This window comes from Streptomyces sp. NPDC001401 (genome assembly GCF_042895385.1).
Taxonomy (GTDB): Bacteria; Actinomycetota; Actinomycetes; order Streptomycetales; family Streptomycetaceae; genus Streptomyces.
The window spans coordinates 1-20,525 of record NZ_JBIAWI010000009.1 but is presented as its reverse complement, the minus strand read 5'-3'; the positions used below and the strand labels follow the sequence as shown (position 1 = coordinate 20,525).

The window sequence follows — 20,525 nt, the reverse complement described above, 5'->3', positions numbered from 1 at the left end:
GGCGCCTCTACCGGCGCCTCACGAGCACGTCCGCCCAAGAAGACCTCTGTTCGTATCGGAACTCATCGCTCGATGCCGCAACGAGAGTGGCCATCCACGCCCGCGAGTGGCCAGGTAGGCCAGGGCCAGTGCGCGGGAGTTGACCCAGGCGCCATGGTGGTCACGGTTGGGGAGGAAGACCGGCCGATCGGGCACGACCTTGTCCAGCAGCGCGGCGGTGGGCAGCCCGCCGGGGAACGCCTCCAGCGACCAGCCGCCGCCCGTGATCCACTCCACGGAGGGGTGCGCCTCGGCGTAGGCACCGATGCGCCGCAGATACTCCCCCACGTCGGTCGACCCGGTCAGGTCGCACTTGGCCAGTTCGAGACCCCCGTGCACGGCGTGGATGTGGGCGTCCTGGAAACCCGGGATCAGGGTGCCGCCGTTCAGGTCGACCATCTCGGTGCGGGCGTCGACGAGTTCGTCGGTGTCGGCGCACCCCAGGCCGACGATCCGGCCGTTCCGTACGGCGACCGTGTCCGTACGGGGGAGGGCCGGGTCCATGGTGCGGACGGTCCCGTTGACGAAGACGAGGTCGGCGGAGATGGTCATCGTGCTCCTGACGTGGAGGGGGTGCGGGTGCTGAGGAGGAATCAGCCGGCCTGGGCGAGCGCGGCCGCCGGGTCGAGGCCGGCAGGGTTTTCGCCGATGGCACCGCGGAAGAAGGCGGCGCGGCGGCCCCATTTCCCCCAGGCCGAGAAGCACAGGCCCGCCACGACGATCGCCACCGGCACCGAGGCCAGGAACCGGCCGTTGGTGGCGTCGAGGGCGTACGACGGGCTGGTGGTCCAGTTTTGAACGGCGTAAGGGGTAGGCGACAGGGAGCACCTTGCCCGATAGTCGTGCAAGTCCAGACGCCCCCTCATTCCTCCGGGCGTCTCCCTTCGGTGCACTGGCGCTCCGCGTCGCGGATGACATCGAGGCCGTGTGTCTCCACCTGGAGTTGCCGGCCCACGGGGTGTTCCTGGGAGCGTCCGCCATCGTCGACCTGCCCGTCCAGATGCGTCCGGGGGACGCCGAGTCCCATGACGGAGGACTGTCAAGACCACCTGCCTTTCATCGGTGGTGCCCACTTTTGTGTTATCGCCCGCTCCGTATCACGTCTCCCTACGCAGGCACTGTCCCCACAAGAGCCCGAGGAACGACACGGTGACACTTCAGATCAGCCGACGCACCATGCTCAAGGCCGCGGGAGCGGCGACCGGCGCGGTCGGTATCGGCACGGGCGTGGCCGCTTCCCCCGCGACGGCGGCGCGCACATCCTTCGCGCACCCCGGGATGCTCCACACCCAGGCCGATCTCGAGCGCATGGCCGCCAAGGTGAAGGCGGGCGCCGCCCCCTACACGGCGGGTTTCGCCAGGCTCACCGCCAACCGTCACTCGCAGAGCACATGGCGGCCCAACCCGCTGACGACCGCGATCCGGGGAGGGAGCGGCGTCCAGAACTACTGGGTTCTCTACAACGACATCCACGCCGCCTACCAGAACGCGCTGCGCTGGAAGATCACCGGCGACACCGCACACGCCGACACCGCACGGGACATCTGCAACGCCTGGTCGGGGACGCTGAAGGGCATCGGCGGAGGTTCCGAAGTCGTGCTCATGGCGGGCATCCAGGGGTACCAGTTCGCCAACGTCGGCGAGCTCATGCGCGGCTACCCCGGCTTCGACCTGGCCCGTTTCCAGGACATGATGGTCAACTGCTTCTATCCGACGAACCGCGACTTCATATACCGCAAGACCAATTGCATCGGCCACTACTGGGCGAACTGGGACCTGTGCTCGATGGCCTCGATCATGGCCATCGGGATCCTCTGCGACGACCGGGCCAAGTTCAACGAGACGGTCGACTACTTCCACCACGGCGCAGGCAACGGCGCGCTGGACAAGGCGATCCCCCACGTCTACGGCAACGGCCTGGCCCAGTGGCAGGAGAGCGGGCGCGACCAGGGCCACAGCCTGTTGGGCATCGGCCTGATGGGCACCATCTGCGAGATGGCCTGGAACCAGGGCGTCGACCTCTACGGCGCGGAGGACTCCAAGTTCCGCAAGGCGTGCGAGTACGTCGCCCGGTACAACCTCGGCCACGAGGTGCCCTACACCACCTACACCTGGACAAACGGCGTGCACTGCTTGAACACGGAGGAGACCGTCATCTCCGAAGGCGGCCGTGGCGGTGGGCGCCCGGTCTGGGCGCGGGTCTACAACCACTACGCCAACAGGCGCGGCATGGCCATGCCGAACACCGGCGAGATGGTGGCCCGCAGCGGGCCCGAGGGAGGCGGCGGCGACTACGGCCCGAACAGCGGCGGATTCGACGAACTCGGCTTCGGCACACTGGCGTACACCCGGGACAAGGCCACCGCGGCCGAGGCGTCGGCCTCACCGTCCCCCTCGAAGTCGGCCGCCGCCAAGTCCGGAACTTCCGGTTCATCCAAGTCCCCGGCCGGGCAGTCCTCCGGGGACGTCAGCACCCGGGGCGGAAAGAGCGGCAAGGACCTGGCCGCCACCGGTACCTCGGACCTCGCTCTGTGGACGGCCGCGACCGGCGTCACCGCGATAGCCGGCGGCCTCCTGCTGCTCCGCCGCCGCGGCCAGGCCCGCCACGACGCCGAGTGACACCCGCGGTGACGCAAAAATCCGGTGACTGACCGCAGTCGGGCTCACTGCACGCGCCGTGCGCTGCCGCGAGATCCAGTGCCCAGCGGGAACGGAACAGAGAACCGGTACAGCTGTCAAAAACTCTTGACCGGGTGTGAGCGGGGCTGCCGGGGTGGGGCCCGGCAGCCCCGCCGATCCGTCGCAAAGCCGCATCCAGACGGGCGGTGATTGTGGGCAGCGCCTTGTCCCACACGGGGATCACCACGCGAAAACGGGACCAGGCCGGCCACGCGCATCACAGCGTGGTCTTGCGGCCCTTGATCAGCGGCCCGTCGCCCCAGTGGTACTGCAACCACAAGCCCGGCTCGGTCACCCACGGCCGGTAGATACGACGCCGTCCGGCCCGGTACTGGGGTTTCGCCTCGGCGACCGTGCGGCGGGTGGTGCGTTCCCCGCCCGCGAAGCCCATCGCGACGATCCTCTTGTGCACCACGTCCGCACGGATCTTGCCCTGCGAGCGAACCACCGACTCCTCTCAGTGCCACGTGGTCGATCAGTCTGACGCCGACGAGTATCCAGGTCGCCCCGATGGTCACCTCCCCCTGCCGTTCACGGCGAAGGTTGTTGTGATCGTTGAAGGCTCCGGAGGGTGACGGACTGGGCATTCGTCTCCTGCTCATTCCGCGCGGTGGAGCCATCAGTCCTTCGGTGGCGCCATGCTCTCCGTACGGTGAGGGACGCGATCTCCAGCCCGGTCCGGGGTGCCTGCTCACCGCGGCCGAGGGTCAGCGCGAGTTCGGTCGCCGCGATGGCCATCTCGGTCAGCGGCTGGTGGACGGTGGTCAATGGCGGGTCCACCCAGGAGACCGCCGTCAGGTCGTCGAAACCGACCACGCTCAGGTCCTCGGGGATGCGCAGGCCGGCTTCGCGCGCGGCCTGGCAGACCCCGAGCGCCAGGAGGTCGTTCGCGGCGAAGAGCGCCGCGGGGCGGTTGGGCCGGGACAGCAGGTCGTGCGCCGCGGCACAGCCGTCCTCCCGGGTGAGCTTGGCGTGGACCACGAGGTCCGGATCGGCCGGCAGACCGGCAGCCTGCAGCGCCGAGCGGTAGCCGTCCAGCCGGGCAGCGCAGCACAGCAGGTCCTGACCAGTTGGTGGCGCCGACGAGGGGGACGTCGTCCGGCAGTTCACAGGCCGGATCGAAGACGACGAACGGAATGCCCTTCGCCTGGAGCTGCTCGCGCTCGGCCTCGGAGAGCTGCGCCACCGACAGACAGTACGCAGTTCGGGCGGCGGGCCACGGTGTCGTCCCGGACCGTCCGGCAGCACTCCCCATGCGCCTTACCGGCATCAACTCCGCTTCCGTGGACAGGTGCCCACGCCATGGCCCAGCTCGTGCGCCGCATGCAGACGAGCGGCTCCCTGAAACGGCCACAGTTCGGGATGTACGACCTCACACCGCTCGGCTGCGACACGCAACACGTCTGCGGTTCGCTCTCGGCCTGGCACCGTACCCACCTCGCCGGCGCAGCCGCGTCGCTCGCTGAGGCGGATGACATGAGGGTGCGGGAGCTGTCCCACTCCCATCTCAACCGGACTGCAGGAGTCCGTTCAATGTTTGACAAGATGCGCGGCCTGGCGCGTTTTCCGGCTTCTGGAGTTGAAGGCACCGGCCTCGATCTGCCGTGGGCTCGCCGGTTCATCCGGCGGCCTGTTTCGGCTTGTCGGGCGAGGTGTGGGCAACCGGCGGCCTCGCTGTCGCGTCGGGTGCGTGCCGGGTTCCACGGCTCGGGCGTGCGGGCTCTGGTCGTAGGTGGGTCGCTGCTGCTGGTCAGCCGGGGTCCGGGAGAACCGGAGGTTGCTCTCTGCCTCGGCGAAGATGCAGGCCGACAAGCCGATCGTCTCCGTCCGCGCGGTCTGCGAACCCGCCTTCGCGCCTGCCGGACAACCGGTCCCGCCCAGCACCAGCACGATCAATCGGGCCTTCATTGATTGAGCGGCTCGGAATTTGATCATCTCGTGGAGTAATTGATTACTCCCTGGATTTGACTGTCTGATCAACCGCGCGTCCCCGAGATTCGGTTGTGCCTGAACCCAACCGGACAGAAGGGAGCGGGGCCATGTCCCGTTCACTCCGTAAGAGAATCGCCGGCGCCCTGGCCGTGACCGCCCTCGCGGGAGGGTCGCTGACCCTGTCCGCCGGTGAGGCCAGTGCCGTCCCCGTCCCCGGCCCCCACTGCAACTCCCCCGTCTTCACCGCCTGCGTCGCGATCTCCAACCACAGCGTGGACGCGCACAGCTGGCGTATCAGCGTCACCGAGCCCAACGGCCACCGGTGGAACCGCTGCCTCACGGGCAGCGAGCCCCACAACACGAGCTACTACCCGAGCGTGTGGTTCTCCAACAGCGACCAGGTCTCGCTGACGGCCTACCGCGCCGGCAACTGCGAGGGCTGGAGCCAGAACGACGACTGGTGGGGCGACTGGAACTCGACCCAGGACCAGTACCACCTGATCGTCGTCAACCGGCACTGACCGCCGCACACCGCTCGCACCACCGGACCCTCTCCCCCCTTCATTCCCCGCAAGGAGCCACCCAAGTGCGCCCCCACGCTCTGACGACCCCCGAAGCAGCGCCCACAGTGACCAAGAAGAGCAAGCACCGCCGCTGGCTGGCGCCGGTGCTGAGCCTGGGTCTCGCCCCGCTCCTCCTGCTGGCCTCGCCCGGCTCCGCCTCGGCGGACACCTGGTGCTGGAAGCCGGACGGCTACGACATCCGCAAGGGCGACACCACCTGGGCCAAGGGACAGACCCAGGCCGCCAACACCTTCCAGGACTGGGTGTGGCGCGGACCCACCTTCCGCTGCCCCCCGAACGCACCCAACTGCGGCTACCGCTGGGACCACTCGAACACCACGGGCTGGCAGTGGTCGGTCGGCGTCAGCGTCAGCAACCCCGTCCCGTGGCTCAACCAGGTGCTGGCCAGCATCACCCCCTCCTACGGGCGCAACGGCTCCACGTCCACCACCTTCAGCTTCAGCACGGACCTGAGGCCGGGGCAGTACGCCCAGCCGATCCAGGTCGTGGAGCGCCGCTGGACGAAGGGCACCTTCGTCGGCGCCTTCCGCACCGACCACTCCAGCTGCGGCGGTGGCCAGGAGCGGTACTGGTGGGACGGCAACTACGAGTGGGGCTCGTGGACGGCCAACCTCAGGGTCAACGACTACGGCACGTACAACATCTGGAACTGACGCCCCCAAGCCGGCCCGGCCCCGGTGTTTCTGCACCTTCACCGGGGCCGGGCCCCCTTCCCGTTCGACCTCCGACCTCGTGAGGAACCCCGGCCATGGACCCGCGCCCTCTCCGCCGTCTCCCCCGCACCGTCGCTCCCGCGGCCGCCGCCCTCCTGTGCGCTCTGCTGGCCTCCTGCTCCCCGGGCAGCGCATCCCCTGCCGCCTCCGGAGCCTCCCACGCCGGTGCGGCTCAGGTGACGACCGCCTCGCCCGGCCCCGCCGTCGCCCCTTCCGTCACGTCCTCGCCCAAGACCCTGCCGCCTTCCCGCCTGTGCGCCGTCCTCGACCGGTCCGCCGCCCGGCAGATGCTGACCGACCCGAAGCAGGCTCCCCGCCTCGCACCCGGCAACGGCACCGCTCCGGACTCATGCAGCTACGCCTCCGGCGACGGGATGAACCTGCTGACCCTCACCCCGTCCGCACGCTCCTACAACGCCGAGGTCTCCGCCTCGCACAACCTGGTCCGCGACCCCGCGTCGGCGGGCATGCGCGACGTGAAGGTCACCGAGGTCACCGGACTGGGACAGGCCGCCTTCCGCGAGACGGTGGTGGTGCTGCAGCCACGGCAGAACGTCGCCTACGTGGTGTGGCGCGTGGGTTCCAAGACCTGGGTGCTCACCCTCGCGGAGACAGGCGGGGCGAAGGCCGCCGACCGTCTCGTGGCGCTGGCCCGGAAGATCACCCCCCGGCTCCCCCACTGACCCCGCACGCCCGCCGATAAGGCGCTTGCGGCACATACGTCCGCCACTGTTCCCGCGTCAGGTCGGTGCCCGCCCGGGCGCAGACCCGCGCGATCGCCCGTCCGGGATCGACGGCGTACCGCTGGAGCGGGACGTGTGCACCGCCCGCGTACAGGGTCGTGCCGTCGGGTGAGAAGGCCAGGGACGCGGTGGCGTCGCCGGGTGTGGTCAGCGGGGTGCCGAGGGGCTGGCGGGTCGCCACGTCCCACAGCTGCAGGCTGCCGGCGTCGCCGCCCACCGCCAGCGTCCGGCCGTCGGGACTGAACGCCAGCGCGTTCACGGCCTCCGGGCGGTCACCGAGCGGCGCCGGGAAGACGTCGCGCAGCACACCCGCACGCCGGTGTGCTGTCCTGTCCCACAGGGCGACCCGCCCCATGTCGTCGCCGACCGCGAGCACGGAGCCGTCGGCCGAGAACCCCACCGCGCCCACGTGCTCGCCCTGCACCAGGTCGCGGCTGGTGACCTTGGCCGACGGCAGCCGGGCGAGCCGTCCGTCACCGACCAGCAGCCCGCCGTCCGGGCGGACGGCCAGGTGGACGCTGGCCAGGCCGGGCAGCACAGCATTCCTGCGGCGAGCCGCCGTGTCCCACACCTCGCCGTACAGGTCGCCGCCGGGCCGGAGAGGGGAGCGGGCGGCGTACAGGGTGCGTCCACCGGGTCCTAGAGCGATCTTCACCACCGGGTCGCCGGCCAAAACCATGGTGGAGCGGACGCGGTGGCGGGCGATGTCCCACACCGTGAAGGACTGTGAGACGACCTCCTGGCCGGGCGCCGAGACACCGTACGCGAGCGCCGTGCCGTCCGGGCTGAACGCCAGCAGGGGCAGAGGGGCGACGGGGATCACCGGGGCGGGATCGCGGAAGACGGGCACGTCGACCGGGGGCAGGGTGCTTGTCAGCCGGTCGTCGGCGGTGGCGCGCAGCCGGAAGATGTACCGGTCGCCGGATCGCTCGGCCGTGGCATAGGTACGGCCGTCAGGGCTGAAGCCGACGGCGTCCAGCGGGATGCCGTGCCAGGCCCGGGTGACCGCCGGGCCGAGGTCGAGGGTGTGGACGGTGGTGCCCTCCAGGTAGCGCAAGGTGCGGCCGTCCGGGTCCCAGGCCAGGCCGCTGTAGGGGCGCTGGTTGTTCAGGGAGTGCCGGAAGACTGGCACTTCGGGGGCCGCCAGCCGCCACACCCGGATCTCCTCGTGGTCGGCCGTCGCCAGGAAGGCGCCGTCCGGACTGAAGGAGGCGTGGTTCACGCCGTTGTCGGCGAAGTCGGCGATCCGCTTGCCGGTCCCGGTGTCCCAGACCCGCAGCCCGGTGCCGGTGGCGGCGGCCAGCCGGTCCTCGCCGAGCGCAAGAACGGTCGTGTTCGTGTCCTCGTCGCAGATGTGGTCCTTCTGCCAGGTCCCGGACAGGGCACGGTGACCGGGTATGTCCCACAGCTGCGGGGCCTGTCCGCCGGAGCAGACGGCCGCGCGCCGTCCGTCCGCGCTGAGCGCCGTGACCGTCACACCCGGTGCCGGGGCCTCGAACAGCACGCGGCCGTCCGTGACCGAGCGCAGCCGCACCCGGTCGCCCTCGGTGCTCAGGAAGGCGCGGTCGTCGCGGGTGAAGCGGACATCGGTGAACTGCGGCAGCGGGTCGGGGCCGCCGGTCCAGTGCCCGGTGGCGGTGTCCCACAGCCGTATCCCGTCGTGGCCGCTGACCACGAGCACCCGGGTGTCCGGGCTCGCCCCGAGGACCATGCCGTCCGGCAGCCGGCCCGAGCCGGTGCGCCGGTGCGTTCTGACGTCCCAGGTGCGCCAGGTGCGGTCGACGGGGCTCAGCAGGGTGCGGCCGGAGGCGGAGAGGGAACGCCAGGCGGAATCGCCGGGCACGGGGTCGGTGAAGGCGTCCGTCTCCTGCTGGGCGAGGGAGCCGAGCAGGGCGCGGCGGGTCTCGGGCAGCTCGGCGACGCGCCAGGCAGCCGCGCCCAGCAGCAGCGCGGTGTGTGGGTCGGTGGTGCGCAGCGCGTCTGCCACGTCGGCGACCTGACGGGCCGCTTCCTGGGTGCGCCGGCGCTCGTTGTCGGCATAGGCCTGCCAGACGGCGAGGGCCGTCAGCAGCGCCACCGCCAGGACAGCGGACAGCGACACGGTCAGGATGCGGTGCCTGCGGACGGTCCGGGCGGTGGCCCGGCGCTCCGCCGCCCGGGCGTCCAGCGCGGCGGTCAGAAAGTCCCGCTCCGTCGCCGTCAGCGCGAGATCGGCCGCAGGGTCCGGGAACAGCTCCTCCGCGCGGGCCAGCCGGTTGCCCCGGTACAGGTCGCCCGGGTCGCGGTCGTGCTCCAGCCAGGTGCGGGCCGCGTCCGCGAGCATCCGCTGGTCCCGCAACCGCTCCCGGTCCTCCTCGACCCAGCCGTGCAGCCGGGGCCAGCAGGTGATCAGGGCCTCGTGGGCGAGCTGGACGCCGTCCTCGTCGGCGGTCAGCAGCCGGGCCCGGGTCAGCCGCTCCACCACCACCCGCACATCCGCGTCCGCCCACTCCTCCAGCTCGATCCGGCCGAGCGGGCGGCGGGTGTCGGGGGTGCCCTGACCCGGCTCGATCATCCGCAGCAGCAGACGCCGGGCGGCACCCGCCTGGGCCGGGGACAGGCCGCCGTACACCTCCTCCGCGGTCGCCGCGATGGCGCCGCGCACCCCGCCGGCGGCCTCGTAACCGGCGAGAGTGAGCAGCCGGCTCTTGCGGCGGCGCCAGGTCTCCAGCAGCACGTGCGAGAGCATCGGCAGCCCGCCGGGTTCGCCCTGGACCTCCTCCAGCAGACGGGCGGTCAGCGTCCGCTCCACGCGGTACCCGGCCGCCTGCGCCGGTCCGACCACCGCCTCCCGCAGCTCCTCCGCCGTCATCGGGCCGAGCAGCAGCCCGGCGCCGCGCAGCGCGTCCGCCAGGCCCCGGTGCTCGGCGCAGCGGGCGTAGAAGTCGGCGCGTACGGCGATGAGCACGCGCAGCCTGCTGTCCGGGTCGCGGGCGGCGAGCAGCAGATCGACGAAGCGGGAACGTTCCTGCGGGTCGCGGCAGAGGGTGAAGACCTCCTCGAACTGGTCCACCACCACCCATCCCTCCGGCTCGTCCTCGGCGGGGCTCAGCAGCTGTCCGTACGTCGTGGCCGGCAGGGCTCCCGGAGTGAGGATCCGCAGCGTGGCCGGGCAACCGCGCGCCGCGATCTCCTCCCGCAGCCGCGGGATCAGCCCCGCCCGCAGCAAGGACGACTTCCCGCTCCCCGAGGCTCCGAACAGCACCGCGAACCGGTGCTCGCACACCAGGTGCCCGACTTCGTCGACCATCCGGTCCCGGCCGAAGAACACATGCCGGTCGTCCGGCTCGAACCGGGCCAGCCCGCGATACGGCGACGGCGCGCCCTCCATGTCCTCCGCCGGGGCCGCCTGGTTCGCCTCCGCCTCGGCAGCCTTCCAGCGCACCTCCCACCCGGCGGGATCGCCCCCGCAGGCGCGCACATAACCCTGGACCACGGCGAGAGACGGAAGCCGTTCACCGGCGGCAGCCACTGACAGAGCGGTCGCCGAGAAACCCGCCGCCTTCGCCATCGACCGGTACGAGGGACTCCCGGCAGCCTTCCGCAGCTCCCGCAACTCGTGCGCGAGCCGCTGCACGGGACCGGACTGCGGGTCCACCGGTCTCTCGGGCCGCCCCATGACAACGCACCTCCGTACACCTGACGCGGATGTCATCGTTGACATTCCCATGACGACCCTACGGATACCCGGATGACATCCAGGTTTCCTGTGAACGACGGACAGGTGACCGCCGCCTGACGGCCGAGGGCTTGGAGACCCGAGCCGGAGGCAGTGGTCCCATGCCTCCGACCCGTGTGCGAAGCCCCTTCTCCTCGTCCTCGACTCAGCCGAGGACGAGGAGGAGACGGCCGGGTGGGGAGGTCATCGCCGCGCGCGGTTTCCTGTGCCGTCGACACCGACCTCCGGCGCAGCAGGGGTTCACCTGGCGTGCGAGCCCCTGCTGCGGCGCCTGCGAAGCACCAGTACGGAGCCGGCGGCGACGGCCAGCAGGCCACCGAGGGCGCTGTAGGTGACGGTGCTGCCCAACCCGGTGGAAGCCAGGCCGCCGGCCGGGTCGCTCCGGTCCGTCCGGCCGACGGGCACCCCGGCCGCCGACGCCTGCGCTCGGGTGCCGATGCTGCCGGAGGCGGAGGCGACCGGCGCAGCGGTGGTCGCAGTGGGGGCGGGAGACGGGGCTTCGGCGCGGGAGGCCGCCGACGCGGGCTTCAGCCGGAGAGTCGTGATCGAGTACGGGGGCAGCGTCTGTGCGGCCGCCGTACCCCGCGTCGCCGTGGCCAGGGCGGTGCCGCCCTGGGTGTACGAAACGGTCCTGACCGTTCCCGGGGCCGGGGTGTATCCCCTGTAGGAGAGCGACACCTGCGCCGTGTTCTGCGGGTTCTTGTTGATCAGCATGACGTTCAGGCCGGCGTTGGCGGCGCGTACCGCGTGCACGGCGACCGACGGGTTGGCCGAGGACGCCTTGACCATGGTGTCGCCGGGCTGCGCGAGTGCGGTCAGCGAGCGGATGCCCCAGTAGGTGGGGAAGGGCGTCTCGCGGGCCGGTTCGCAGGTCCCGCCGGAGCAGCCTCCGACGGAGAGCACGCCCCCGTCCTGGTAGTCGGTCTGGCCGTTGACAGTCGTGGCCTTGTCCGGCCCGTTGTGCAGATCCCACCAGTCGACGTTGACGGCCCCCTGCTCGAGCCAGTTCATGTACGTGTCCGGCGCGAACAGCGCCGCGGCCTGGCTGGTCTGGGACGGCGACTGGGCGCTGGAGGTCTCGGTGACCGCGATCTTCACCGAGGCGGCGTGCGAGCCTGCGTATTTGCTGATCAGCGAGCGCGCTGCGGAGGTGACGCCGGCGATCCTGGCGGGGCTGTTCAGGAGGGCGGCCGTGCTGGAACCGCCCGGGTACCAGTGGATGATCACGAAGTCGATCGACTTGCCCGCGATGGAGAGCACGGTGTTGTTCCAGTCGGCGTCGTCGCCGGAAGCCTTCACCCCGTCCGGCCAGGAACCCGGAGTGTTGAGCACCGCCCCGATCTTCACCTTCGGGTCCACGGCCTTCATCGCCCTCGCGTAGGCGAGGAGGTTCTTCGCGTACTCCCTCGGGCTTTTGTCGGCGTGGTTGTCGACCTCCCATTTGCTGCCGTAGTACCCGTTGCCGGAGACCTCGTTGCCAATCTCCCAGTACTTCACGCCGTAGCCCTTGTCGACATTGGCGTACTTGACCCAGTCGGCGGCCTCCTGGGCCGTGCCGGAACCGTAGTTGGCGGTGATGATCGGCTGGGCGCCGACCTTCTTCGCGGTGGCCATGAAGTGGTCGAAGTCGGTACCGGGGGCCGCCCAGCTGCCGCCGGTGACGGTGTGGGACTTCCAGTGGTAGGCGTCCGCGACCGAGCCGCCGGGGAAGCGCAGCTGCCGGACCCCGGCCGCCTTCATCAGCGACGCCGCCGAGGGGTCGTTCATGTAGGTGTCGTAGACCGCGGTGTTGAGGCCGACCCCGGTGCTGGGCACCGTGCCCAGCGAGGTTCCTGCATCGACGGTGACGGCGACAGCCGGCGCTGCGTGCGCGCTGAGCGCCAGGGAGCCCGCGCCGGCCACGGACACCAGGGCCGCCACCGCCCCCGCCACGATGCGGCGGCGCGTTCGGCTACGGCGGTGCGCACGGTCCCGAGGCGTCGGCTGCTCGGTGGTTGTCGGGTCGTCAGGTGACACGTGGGGCTCCCGATCGGAGGGCGTTGATACGTATGGCGTGGCGCCGCTGACTGCGGCTCGCCGTGGTGGGTGCACCCCGAAGTGGCCGTTCGGGACGGAAAGGTTGCCGCCGAATCCGATGTTCTTCAGATTCCCTTCGTGCGTGCGGCGGTCGCCCGGAAATCAGCGTCGGGGCGGCACCTTCTCGTCCTGCGGCATGAGGGCGCCGAAGCACGCCGTGCCGCAACCGCGCAGCCGCCGACTGGTCACGGGCATTCCCTTGGGGCGGCTGGGGAGCAGTTGACCGTCGACGGCGCCGCCGTGCAGCCGGACGTCGCGCAGCCGACGGGCGTCCGGTTCGCCCGGCATTGACCAGCCCGCCGGACAGCCTTCACCGGTCCGCAACCGAGCACGACCGCCGTTCGAATCCCGGGCCGGGCACTGTTAGGCTGCGCCCCCTGTTGTTAAATATGCAACTAACGTGCACATCATCGCCAGGAGAGGGCGACGGAGGGATGCTCCTCGACGACGCGTCCGCGGAGTTCCACGAATTCTTCGAACGCCACTATGCCGAACTCGCACGTCTGGCACACCTCCTGACCGGCGAGACCGACGCGGCGGACGACCTCGCGGCGGATGCCCTGGTCGCCCTGTGGCAGCGCTGGGACCGGTTGCGGCAGGCCGACCACCCGCTCGCCTACGCCCGCGGTGTGGTGGCCAACCTGGCGCGGGGACGGATCCGCAGCGCGGTGCGCGAGCGACGCCGGATCACGCTGTTCTGGTCCCGCAGCCCCGAGAAGGTGGAGGGGCCGGACATGGCGGCCGTACTGGACGTCCGCGCGGCGCTCGCCCGGCTGCCCTTCCGCAAGCGTGCCTGCGTGGTGCTGCGGCACGCCTTCGACCTGTCGGAGAAGGACACGGCGGCAGCGCTGGGCATCTCGGTCGGCACGGTGAAGAGCCAGACCTCGAAGGGAATGGCCGAGCTGGAAAGGATACTGGGCGCACGAGCGGCCGGGGACCTGGTGGCAGGGAGGAGGAACCGGTGAACGACGAGATCGCCCGTCAGCTGCGCGAGGCCGCCGAGGCCCACCGGCCCGACCGCGCGCGGATGCTGGCCCGGGTGCAACGCGGCATGGCCGGCCCCGCCGTCCGTCACCGCGCGCGGCCGTTCGCGAGGTCCGGGACCAGGGTCGCACTCGCCGGGCTCGCCGCCACCGGCATGCTGGCGACCGGCGGCCTGGCCGTCGCCGCCATCGTCGCGCACTCGTCGCCGCCGGCCACCGTGACCGCGCCTGCCACCCCGTCCCCGACCGTCAGCTCCCCGCACCCGACATCGGCCCGCCCCACCCCCGTCGCGCCGGCCCCGGCCACCACCCCGGGCAGCGCGCGCCCGACTCCGCCGGCCACCAGTCCCTCGCCGACCGCCGGCGAGAGCCAGAACGGGCCGCTGTGGTCGGCCGGCTCGTTGGACCCGGGCAGCACCGTCTACTGGACGCAGAGCAACCTCGCCCTCAAGACGACCCAGCCGCTCACCTCGCTCACGATCGAGATCCGGATCGTGCAGACCGGCGGGGTGAAGATCACCGGCACCTGGCAGACCCTGCCGAGCGATGACTTCACCATCACCACCCGGGAGGCCGACGGCATGCTGGTCTACCGCTGGGTCCTCAAGCCGGGCCTGACCGTGCCGGCCGCGAGCTATGAGTTTGCCGCCCAGTTCAACAACGGCACCGGCGTGCGCCGTGCCTCAGGCGACGCCTACCGCGTCGACGCGCAGGGCTCGGGCGGCTCCGCGTCCGTCCGGGGAGGATTCGTCCCGACCCGGTGAACGCCGCTGTGCGGCAAGGGGACGAGTCCCCTTGCCGCACAGCTCGATGGGAGAACAAGTACCCGCACTGCTGGTACGGGGTCCAGTCGGCCGGGCCGACGTCGGTCCCGTCGGCGTAGGTGGCCTCCATGGTGGCCGGCGGGTCGCCGTGGAACTGGGTGCGGACGGTGACAGCGGCCGTGAAGACTCTTCCCCCGATCGCGGCAACCTTTGTGTGCGTGGCGGCAACTGGCAGGTAACCGGGTCCGGATCAAGGCCCGCTGTGCCAGAAGGACATGCCGTTGTCAGATCAGAACCGCTCTCATCGCCGCCGTCCGGCTACCCGCCGCGTGCTCGCCGCCGCCGTGGTCCTCGCCGCCGCGGGTGCCGCCGTACCGCTGGTCGCGCTGGCCGCACGCACGCCGGAGGCCCGCACACCGACCCTGGCCGCCGCGGCGACCGGCAGCGGCCGCTACTTCGGCACGGCAGTGTCCTCGGGCAGGCTCGGCGACTCGACGTACTCCACCATTCTCGACCGGGAGTTCAACATGATCACCCCGGAGAACGAGATGAAGTGGGACACCGTCGAACCCTCCCGCGGGAACTTCAACTTCAGCCCGGCCGACGCGATCGTGGGCCACGCCGCCGCGCACGGCCAGCGCATGCGCGGCCACACCCTGGTCTGGCACTCCCAACTGCCCGGCTGGGTCAAGTCCATCACCGACGCCAACACCCTGCGCAGTGTGATGGACAACCACATCACCACCGAGATGACCCACTACAAGGGCAAGATCTACGCCTGGGACGTGGTCAACGAGGCGTTCGCCGACGGCGGCAGCGGTCAGCACCGCAGCTCGGTCTTCCAGGACGTGCTGGGCAACGGCTTCATCGAGGAAGCCTTCCGCACGGCCCGGAACGCCGACCCCTCCGCCAAGCTCTGCTACAACGACTACAACATCGAGAACTGGACCGACGCCAAGACGCAGGGCGTCTACGCGATGGTCAAGGACTTCAAGTCCCGCGGTGTGCCCATCGACTGCGTCGGCTTCCAGAGCCACTTCGGCGCCGGCGGCCCGCCGGCCGGCTTCCAGACCACGCTGTCCAAGTTCGCCGCGCTCGGCGTGGACGTACAGATCACCGAACTCGACATCGCCCAGGCGTCCGCCACCGCGTACGCCAACACCGTGCAGGACTGCCTCAACGTCGCTCGCTGCACCGGCATCACGGTGTGGGGCATCCGCGACAGCGACTCCTGGCGCACCGGTGAGAACCCGCTGCTGTTCGACAACAGTGGTAACAAGAAGCCCGCCTACGACGCGGTACTCACCACCCTGGGCGGCAGCAGCGGCGGGGGCACGGCGGGCGGCGGTACGACGGCCGGGGACATCACCTCCGGCACCGTCTACACGCTCTCCAACGCGGCCGCCGGACGCGTTCTCGACGAGCCCGCGGGATACAACGGCAACGGCACCCCGCTCCAGGTGTGGGACGCCAGCGGTGCCGCCAACCAGCAGTGGCGGGCCACCAAGAACGGCGACGGCTCCTACACGCTGACCAACATCGCCAGCGGCCGGGTCCTGGACGAGCCGGGGAACCAGACCGGCAACGGTACGAAGACGCAGGTCTGGGACTCCAACGGCGGCGCCAACCAGCACTGGAAGGCCGCCCGGAACAGCGACGGCTCCTACACCCTGACCAACGTCGCCGGCGGCCGAGCCCTGGAGACCCCCGGCGGCAAGACCGCCAACGGCACCCCCGTCCAGATCTGGGACTCCAACGGCGGCGGCGCCAACCAGCGCTGGAACTTCAGGACGTCGACGTCGGCCTCGACAACGCCCACGCGGACGGGCGCCACGTGTGCTCTTCCGTCGACGTACCGGTGGAGCTCGACCGGTCCGCTGGCGCAGCCGGCGAACGGGTGGGACGCGGTGAAGGACTTCACCACCGTGACGTACAACGGCAAGCACCTGGTCTACGCGTCGAGCGTGTCGGGATCGTCGTACGGCTCGATGATGTTCAAGCCCTTCACGAACTGGGCGGACATGGTGTCGGCCGGCCAGACCGGCATGGGCCAGAAAGCGGTGGCGCCCACACTGTTCTACTTCGCGCCCAAGAACATCTGGGTGCTGGCGTCCCAGTGGGGCGCGTCGCCCTTCGTCTACCGCACGTCGAGCGACCCCACCAACCCCAACGGCTGGTCCGCGCCGCAGCCGCTGTTCACCGGCAGCATCCCCCGCACCGAATCCGCCACCGGCCCGATCGACCAGACCCTGATCGCCGACGGCCAGAACATGTACCTGTTCTTCGCCGGCGACAACGGCAAGATCTACCGGGCGAGCATGCCGATCGGGAACTTCCCGGGCAACTTCGGCTCGTCGTACACGACGGTCATGAGCGATTCGACGAAGAACCTGTTCGAGGCGCCGCAGGTCTACAAGGTCCAGGGCCAGAACCAGTACCTCATGATCGTCGAGGCTCGGGGTGCGAACGAGCAGCGCTACTTCCGCTCGTTCACCGCCTCCAGCCTGAGTGGTTCCTGGACCCCGCAGGCCGCCGGCGAGAGCAACCCCTTCGCGGGCAAGGCCAACAGCGGTGCCACCTGGACCAATGACATCAGCCACGGTGACCTGGTCCGCGACAACCCCGACCAGACCATGACCATCGACCCCTGCCACCTGCAGTTCCTCTACCAGGGCAAGTCCCCCACCGCGACCGGCCCCTACGACCGACTGCCGTGGCGGCCGGGTGTCCTCACCCTGCAGCGCTGACCCGCCTGATCCACGGTGATGGCGATCGGGTGCACCGGCGCGTAGACGAGCGGTCTACGGCGTGGGCACCTCCACCCGCTGACCGCTGCTCACCGCCTCGAGGAACCCCAGCCGTGCGCCGGCTGGGGTTCCCATCGTTTGGGGACCAGGCGGAGGCTCGGCGAGGCTTGTCGGGCTGATGGGTGGGCTCCTGGTCCTGCGTCAGCACGATCATCCCCTTCGCCAAGGCTGCCTCGATCGGCGCCCGCACCGACGGCGGCATGGCCGGCGCCGACCGGAGAAGGCCTCAGCCCGACGAAGATGACGAAATGCGCCCCCACCGAAGAGATGGGGGCGCATTCGTCAGCTTCGTCTACTTGAGTGCTGTACCGCCCGAGTTGTGGTACGCGATCGTCTTGTTGATCAGGTTTCCGCCGTCGGTCTCGACCGAGGTCTGTTCCTGCTGCCCTGGACCGAAGAACAGGCCGGCGACATGGGCGTTCGCCACCTGGTCCATGTGTGCGAAGAACCAGTCGACCTTGTCGTCCTTGTAATGGTTGAGGGTGTTGTTCTGCGCCATGTTGCCCACGGGGATCTGCCACAGGACGACTGGCTTGCCCACAGACTCGGACATCGTCTTGTAGAACTGCAGCGCGGCGGCGGCCTTCTGGTCGTTCCAGAAGTGGTCACTGCCGCCGTGGGCCGGCTGTGCGTACCAGCCCGCGTCGCGGTCCGAGACATCGGTGGCCAGGAAGTCGGCGTTCTTCGCCCCGAAGCTCTCGTAGGACTTGACGCAGGCCTGCGTGTTGGTCTGCCAGTCGAAGCAGGAGAGGTGCATCCCCGCCTCGGCGTTCGGCGCGTACTTGTGCGCCATCGAGATCAGGCACTGGGCGAGCCCGGTGGCGCTGTTCTCCTGCGATCCGCAGTCCGTCGGATTGGCGCTCTTCACCTGTGCGGGAACCTGGTGCGGATCGCCGAGCGAGCGGACGTAGCCCCAGAAGTCGGGCTCGAGGTCGATCGCGGCCTGCGTCTTGCCGATCTTCTGGAGGAAGAAGCGGTAGTCGTTCAGGTAGCGGGTGAGCAGGTCGGTCCGGTTGATGGCCTTGACCTCACCCGGACCGTCGCCCTCGCCCGCCGCATCGCCGAGGTCGCGCAACGAGTACCAGGTCCACAGCATCTTCTGCGGACGCGAGCTGCCCTTGTACGTCGCCTGGGACACCACGTCGTCCCGCCAGGTCACGTACGTGCCGGGCGCCGTGGTGCTGCCGTTCCAGCAGCCCCACCAACCCGACCAGTCGTCGTGGCACTTCGCTGCCGTGTAGTAGTCCGACGAGGGCGCGGGCTGGCTGTGCACATAGGCGTACCGCACGTCGAACGGCGCGGCGGCCGCCGAGGCGTCGGACATCGAGCCGCCGATGAGCACCGTGCTGCTGCCCATGAATCGTGTCGTCGAGCTGCCGCCACCGGCCACGGGAGACGGCGTGGACGACGGCGTCGACGACGGGTGCGAGCTGCTAGGAGCCGGGCTGGTGGGAACGCTGCCGCTCGGCGCGGTGGGCGTACCGGAGCTGCCGACGCTCCCGGCCGGGACGAGTTGCCACTGCTGATCGGCGCCGCCCCGGTCGCGGTTCTGGACGACACCGCTCCCGTTGGCTTTGGCGGCGTTGTGGACATCGACGGCCATGCCACTGAAGCGATTGACCAAACGCACGTAGCCGTCCGGCGACTTGGCCAGTTTGAACTGCTGGTTGGTGCCGTTCAGGTCTTTCCACTGCACGATGGCGGAGCCGGCGGTCTTCGACCAGCCGAGGTCGTCCAGCACCTTGCCGGAGTTCCGGTTCTGCAGCCGGTAGTACCCGTCACCCGAGTCGATGAACCGCCACTGCTGGTTGGCGCCGCCATGACGGCTCCACTGCACCACCGCCGCGCCGTCGTTCTTGGCGGAGGCGCGGTCGTCCAGCACCTTGCCGCTGTTGCGGTTGACCAGCACGTACCACTTCTTCAGATCCAGGCTTTTTTGCTGCGCCGAAGCCTGGTTGACCACAACGGCCGAGCCGGCCACGACCACCACGGCGAGACCCGCCCACAGACCCCGACGCGCGAGCAACCGACGGCCCCGATGCTTCGGGCGATCACCGCGCGCGCCGCCGTCGGCACGGTGCCCGCCGACGGGGGACGCCACCGATGACGTGGGTGGGCCGGGGACATGTCTGTGCTCTCGTTCCAGGGACATGCCTGTGCTCTCTTTCAGCCGTTGCATCTGACCGGACCACTTGGCCGGACGACACTGAGTGGTCACAGAGGCCGCAAAGGTTGCCGCGAAGATCCACAGATTTTTTTCGCCTTGACCGCTTCCCGTTCGCCGCGGAGCACGGCACGGCTGACGCCGGCGGCGGCGAACGCCTGATGGCTGGTCGGGGAAGGTGCGGGACGGCAGCGAGATCCCGACCCGGCAAGGCCGCTCCGAGCGCCTCGCCGACCTTGCGGCAGGGCATTCCCGTGCTGCCCTTCCACACCCCTGTGGATGACCCACTCCGGCAGGGGGCTCGCCGATCCAGCAGCCTGTGGCCCTGAGCGAGATCGGGTCCGATGCGCTTGCGGACCACCTGGCCGCCCAACGAGAAGCCCACCATCCTGGACCCCACCCGTGACCGCCGGCATCTCCGACACCCTCGCCCTGGGCATCCTGTGCGAGGGGTACGGCATGTACTGGAAACGCGACCGCTGATCACCCCACACAGCAAAAAGGCCCGGGTCTCTGACCTGGGCCTTAATCATGGAGCGGGTGACGAGAATCGAACTCGCGCTCTCAGCTTGGGAAGCGACGGCGCTTGCCTAGCTGGATAGCTTCTGGCCTGGGCATATGCGCTCTGGGGTTGCGCCCGAGGGGGCGGGATCGCACCTCTGTTGACCGTGGTTGACCGGTCTTAAGGGCACGCTATGGGCACGCCGGCGACTCAGAGGCGCTGGGAGGTCCTCCGGGCGGTTGAAGAGCAGGCGACTTCTGGAAGCGAGAGCCGGCCGGAAGGGCGCGATTGCAGGAGCACATGGAGTGCGGTTCAGCGGCGGCCGAAGTATTCGGGGCGGAGGCGGGTCGGACGGGCTTGCGCAATGCGGGCCTGTTTCGGCGTCACAACAGACCCGGTTTGCGCGCCGTGCCTACGGCCTGCTCTGTCGTTTCGACGGGCGGCGCCGGTACAGGCCGTGCAGGCTGAGGACGACCATCGCGCCCGCCGTCAGCGGCCACCACCACGAGCTCCCGTTCTGGGCCATCTGTATGCCCTTCCACAGGAGAGCGATCGAGAGCAGCATTCCGAGCAGTCCCATGGCGATGTCGAGCGGACCGCCATCCCTGAACGGATTCTGCATCTTCGTGTTCCTCTACTCTGTGGGCTCGCGCGATCACGGCGCCGGCGAGTGTAGTCACTAAGAGGTCCTAACAGAAGCGGTTGATCATGTGACTGTTGGCTTGTCCGCTCGTTGGTCTGGTCGTGGGGAAACGTCAGTCGCGGCCCTGGATCGTGTCGGACGAACTGTGGTCGCTGATCGAGCCGTTGCTGCCCGAGCC

17 protein-coding genes and 1 pseudogene are annotated in these 20,525 nt (G+C 70.1%); 7 read left to right on the top strand and 11 right to left on the bottom strand.

The window, feature by feature from the left end; genetic code table 11:
• Positions 1 to 18 precede the first annotated feature (18 nt).
• From ACFY10_RS27680 to ACFY10_RS27670, 3 genes are read right to left on the bottom strand one after another with little or no spacing between them, the layout of a single operon-like run.
• Positions 19 to 591 carry an amidohydrolase family protein gene (locus tag ACFY10_RS27680; RefSeq protein ID WP_390667904.1) on the bottom strand — a complete coding sequence of 191 codons (573 nt, stop codon included), beginning with the start codon at positions 589 to 591 and terminating at the stop codon, positions 19 to 21.
• 41 nt (positions 592 to 632) lie between these two features.
• Positions 633 to 905, bottom strand: coding sequence for a hypothetical protein (locus ACFY10_RS27675; RefSeq protein WP_390667903.1), 273 nt, complete (start codon positions 903 to 905; stop codon positions 633 to 635).
• On the bottom strand, positions 902 to 1,066 hold the full coding sequence (locus ACFY10_RS27670; protein WP_390667902.1) for a hypothetical protein: 165 nt from the start codon (positions 1,064 to 1,066) through the stop codon (positions 902 to 904). The genes ACFY10_RS27675 and ACFY10_RS27670 overlap by 4 nt, the downstream gene beginning before the upstream one ends.
• Positions 1,067 to 1,188: 122 nt before the next feature.
• Here ACFY10_RS27670 and ACFY10_RS27665 point away from each other — a divergent pair, with 122 nt between their 5' ends.
• The gene (locus ACFY10_RS27665) at positions 1,189 to 2,658 is read left to right on the top strand and encodes an alginate lyase family protein (protein ID WP_390667901.1); all 1,470 of its coding nucleotides are present in this window, start codon (positions 1,189 to 1,191) and stop codon (positions 2,656 to 2,658) included.
• Between the two features lie 166 nt (positions 2,659 to 2,824).
• Here ACFY10_RS27665 and ACFY10_RS27660 read toward each other — a convergent pair.
• Both ACFY10_RS27660 and ACFY10_RS27655 read right to left on the bottom strand, forming a co-directional pair.
• Positions 2,825 to 3,175 (bottom strand): annotated as a pseudogene (locus ACFY10_RS27660) (IS21 family transposase); the annotation flags it as partial.
• A gap of 74 nt (positions 3,176 to 3,249) precedes the next feature.
• A complete protein-coding gene (locus tag ACFY10_RS27655) occupies positions 3,250 to 3,828 on the bottom strand; it encodes a substrate-binding domain-containing protein (RefSeq protein WP_390667900.1) in 579 nt (192 codons plus the stop codon).
• A 929-nt stretch (positions 3,829 to 4,757) separates the two neighbouring features.
• Between ACFY10_RS27655 and ACFY10_RS27650 the strand changes: the two genes are divergently transcribed.
• From ACFY10_RS27650 to ACFY10_RS27640, 3 genes are all read left to right on the top strand, one after another.
• On the top strand, positions 4,758 to 5,171 hold the full coding sequence (locus ACFY10_RS27650) for a hypothetical protein (protein WP_390667899.1): 414 nt from the start codon (positions 4,758 to 4,760) through the stop codon (positions 5,169 to 5,171).
• A gap of 65 nt (positions 5,172 to 5,236) precedes the next feature.
• Positions 5,237 to 5,887, top strand: coding sequence for a hypothetical protein (locus ACFY10_RS27645; RefSeq protein ID WP_390667898.1), 651 nt, complete (start codon positions 5,237 to 5,239; stop codon positions 5,885 to 5,887).
• 95 nt (positions 5,888 to 5,982) lie between these two features.
• Complete coding sequence (locus ACFY10_RS27640; protein WP_390667897.1) at positions 5,983 to 6,630, top strand: hypothetical protein; 648 nt, start codon at positions 5,983 to 5,985, stop codon at positions 6,628 to 6,630.
• Here ACFY10_RS27640 and ACFY10_RS27635 read toward each other — a convergent pair.
• The 3 genes from ACFY10_RS27635 to ACFY10_RS27625 form a co-directional block, all read right to left on the bottom strand.
• On the bottom strand, positions 6,608 to 10,348 hold the full coding sequence (locus tag ACFY10_RS27635; protein ID WP_390667896.1) for a hypothetical protein: 3,741 nt from the start codon (positions 10,346 to 10,348) through the stop codon (positions 6,608 to 6,610). The genes ACFY10_RS27640 and ACFY10_RS27635 overlap by 23 nt on opposite strands.
• Positions 10,349 to 10,648: 300 nt before the next feature.
• Positions 10,649 to 12,424 (bottom strand): LPXTG cell wall anchor domain-containing protein, encoded by a 1,776-nt coding sequence (locus ACFY10_RS27630; protein WP_390667895.1) that lies wholly within the window; start codon positions 12,422 to 12,424, stop codon positions 10,649 to 10,651.
• A 162-nt stretch (positions 12,425 to 12,586) separates the two neighbouring features.
• Entirely contained in the window at positions 12,587 to 12,772 is a 186-nt protein-coding gene (locus ACFY10_RS27625; protein ID WP_390667894.1) for a hypothetical protein, read from the bottom strand.
• 146 nt (positions 12,773 to 12,918) lie between these two features.
• On the opposite strand from ACFY10_RS27625, the gene ACFY10_RS27620 reads away from it, so the two are divergent.
• Together ACFY10_RS27620 and ACFY10_RS27615 are read left to right on the top strand one after the other, a co-directional pair.
• The gene (locus tag ACFY10_RS27620) at positions 12,919 to 13,449 is read left to right on the top strand and encodes a SigE family RNA polymerase sigma factor (RefSeq protein ID WP_390667893.1); all 531 of its coding nucleotides are present in this window, start codon (positions 12,919 to 12,921) and stop codon (positions 13,447 to 13,449) included.
• Positions 13,446 to 14,231, top strand: coding sequence for a hypothetical protein (locus ACFY10_RS27615; RefSeq protein ID WP_390667892.1), 786 nt, complete (start codon positions 13,446 to 13,448; stop codon positions 14,229 to 14,231). Before ACFY10_RS27620 ends, ACFY10_RS27615 begins: the two co-directional genes overlap by 4 nt.
• Here ACFY10_RS27615 and ACFY10_RS27610 read toward each other — a convergent pair.
• Entirely contained in the window at positions 14,122 to 14,430 is a 309-nt protein-coding gene (locus ACFY10_RS27610) for a hypothetical protein (protein WP_390668236.1), read from the bottom strand. The two genes, ACFY10_RS27615 and ACFY10_RS27610, sit on opposite strands and share 110 nt — an antisense overlap.
• Before the next feature lie 76 nt (positions 14,431 to 14,506).
• Between ACFY10_RS27610 and ACFY10_RS27605 the strand changes: the two genes are divergently transcribed.
• Positions 14,507 to 16,978 carry a non-reducing end alpha-L-arabinofuranosidase family hydrolase gene (locus ACFY10_RS27605; RefSeq protein ID WP_390667891.1) on the top strand — a complete coding sequence of 824 codons (2,472 nt, stop codon included), beginning with the start codon at positions 14,507 to 14,509 and terminating at the stop codon, positions 16,976 to 16,978.
• A gap of 352 nt (positions 16,979 to 17,330) precedes the next feature.
• Here ACFY10_RS27605 and ACFY10_RS27600 read toward each other — a convergent pair whose 3' ends face one another.
• Together ACFY10_RS27600 and ACFY10_RS27595 are read right to left on the bottom strand one after the other, a co-directional pair.
• Positions 17,331 to 19,064, bottom strand: a complete 1,734-nt coding sequence (locus tag ACFY10_RS27600) for an RICIN domain-containing protein (protein WP_390667890.1) — start codon at positions 19,062 to 19,064, stop codon at positions 17,331 to 17,333.
• A gap of 1,052 nt (positions 19,065 to 20,116) precedes the next feature.
• Positions 20,117 to 20,326 carry a hypothetical protein gene (locus tag ACFY10_RS27595; RefSeq protein ID WP_390667889.1) on the bottom strand — a complete coding sequence of 70 codons (210 nt, stop codon included), beginning with the start codon at positions 20,324 to 20,326 and terminating at the stop codon, positions 20,117 to 20,119.
• Positions 20,327 to 20,525: the final 199 nt, after the last annotated feature.

Excerpts from the sequence above, each read along its gene's own strand:
- ACFY10_RS27605 (WP_390667891.1), top strand. The coding sequence starts at position 14,507 with ATGCCGTTGTCAGATCAGAACCGCTCTCATCGCCGCCGTCCGGCTACC.
- ACFY10_RS27640 (WP_390667897.1), top strand. The coding sequence starts at position 5,983 with ATGGACCCGCGCCCTCTCCGCCGTCTCCCCCGCACCGTCGCTCCCGCG.
- ACFY10_RS27650 (WP_390667899.1), top strand. The coding sequence starts at position 4,758 with ATGTCCCGTTCACTCCGTAAGAGAATCGCCGGCGCCCTGGCCGTGACC.
- ACFY10_RS27635 (WP_390667896.1), bottom strand. The coding sequence starts at position 10,348 with ATGGGGCGGCCCGAGAGACCGGTGGACCCGCAGTCCGGTCCCGTGCAG.
- ACFY10_RS27595 (WP_390667889.1), bottom strand. The coding sequence starts at position 20,326 with ATGCAGAATCCGTTCAGGGATGGCGGTCCGCTCGACATCGCCATGGGA.
- ACFY10_RS27675 (WP_390667903.1), bottom strand. The coding sequence starts at position 905 with ATGAGGGGGCGTCTGGACTTGCACGACTATCGGGCAAGGTGCTCCCTG.
- ACFY10_RS27670 (WP_390667902.1), bottom strand. The coding sequence starts at position 1,066 with ATGGGACTCGGCGTCCCCCGGACGCATCTGGACGGGCAGGTCGACGAT.
- ACFY10_RS27620 (WP_390667893.1), top strand. The coding sequence starts at position 12,919 with ATGCTCCTCGACGACGCGTCCGCGGAGTTCCACGAATTCTTCGAACGC.
- ACFY10_RS27625 (WP_390667894.1), bottom strand. The coding sequence starts at position 12,772 with ATGCCGGGCGAACCGGACGCCCGTCGGCTGCGCGACGTCCGGCTGCAC.
- ACFY10_RS27680 (WP_390667904.1), bottom strand. The coding sequence starts at position 591 with ATGACCATCTCCGCCGACCTCGTCTTCGTCAACGGGACCGTCCGCACC.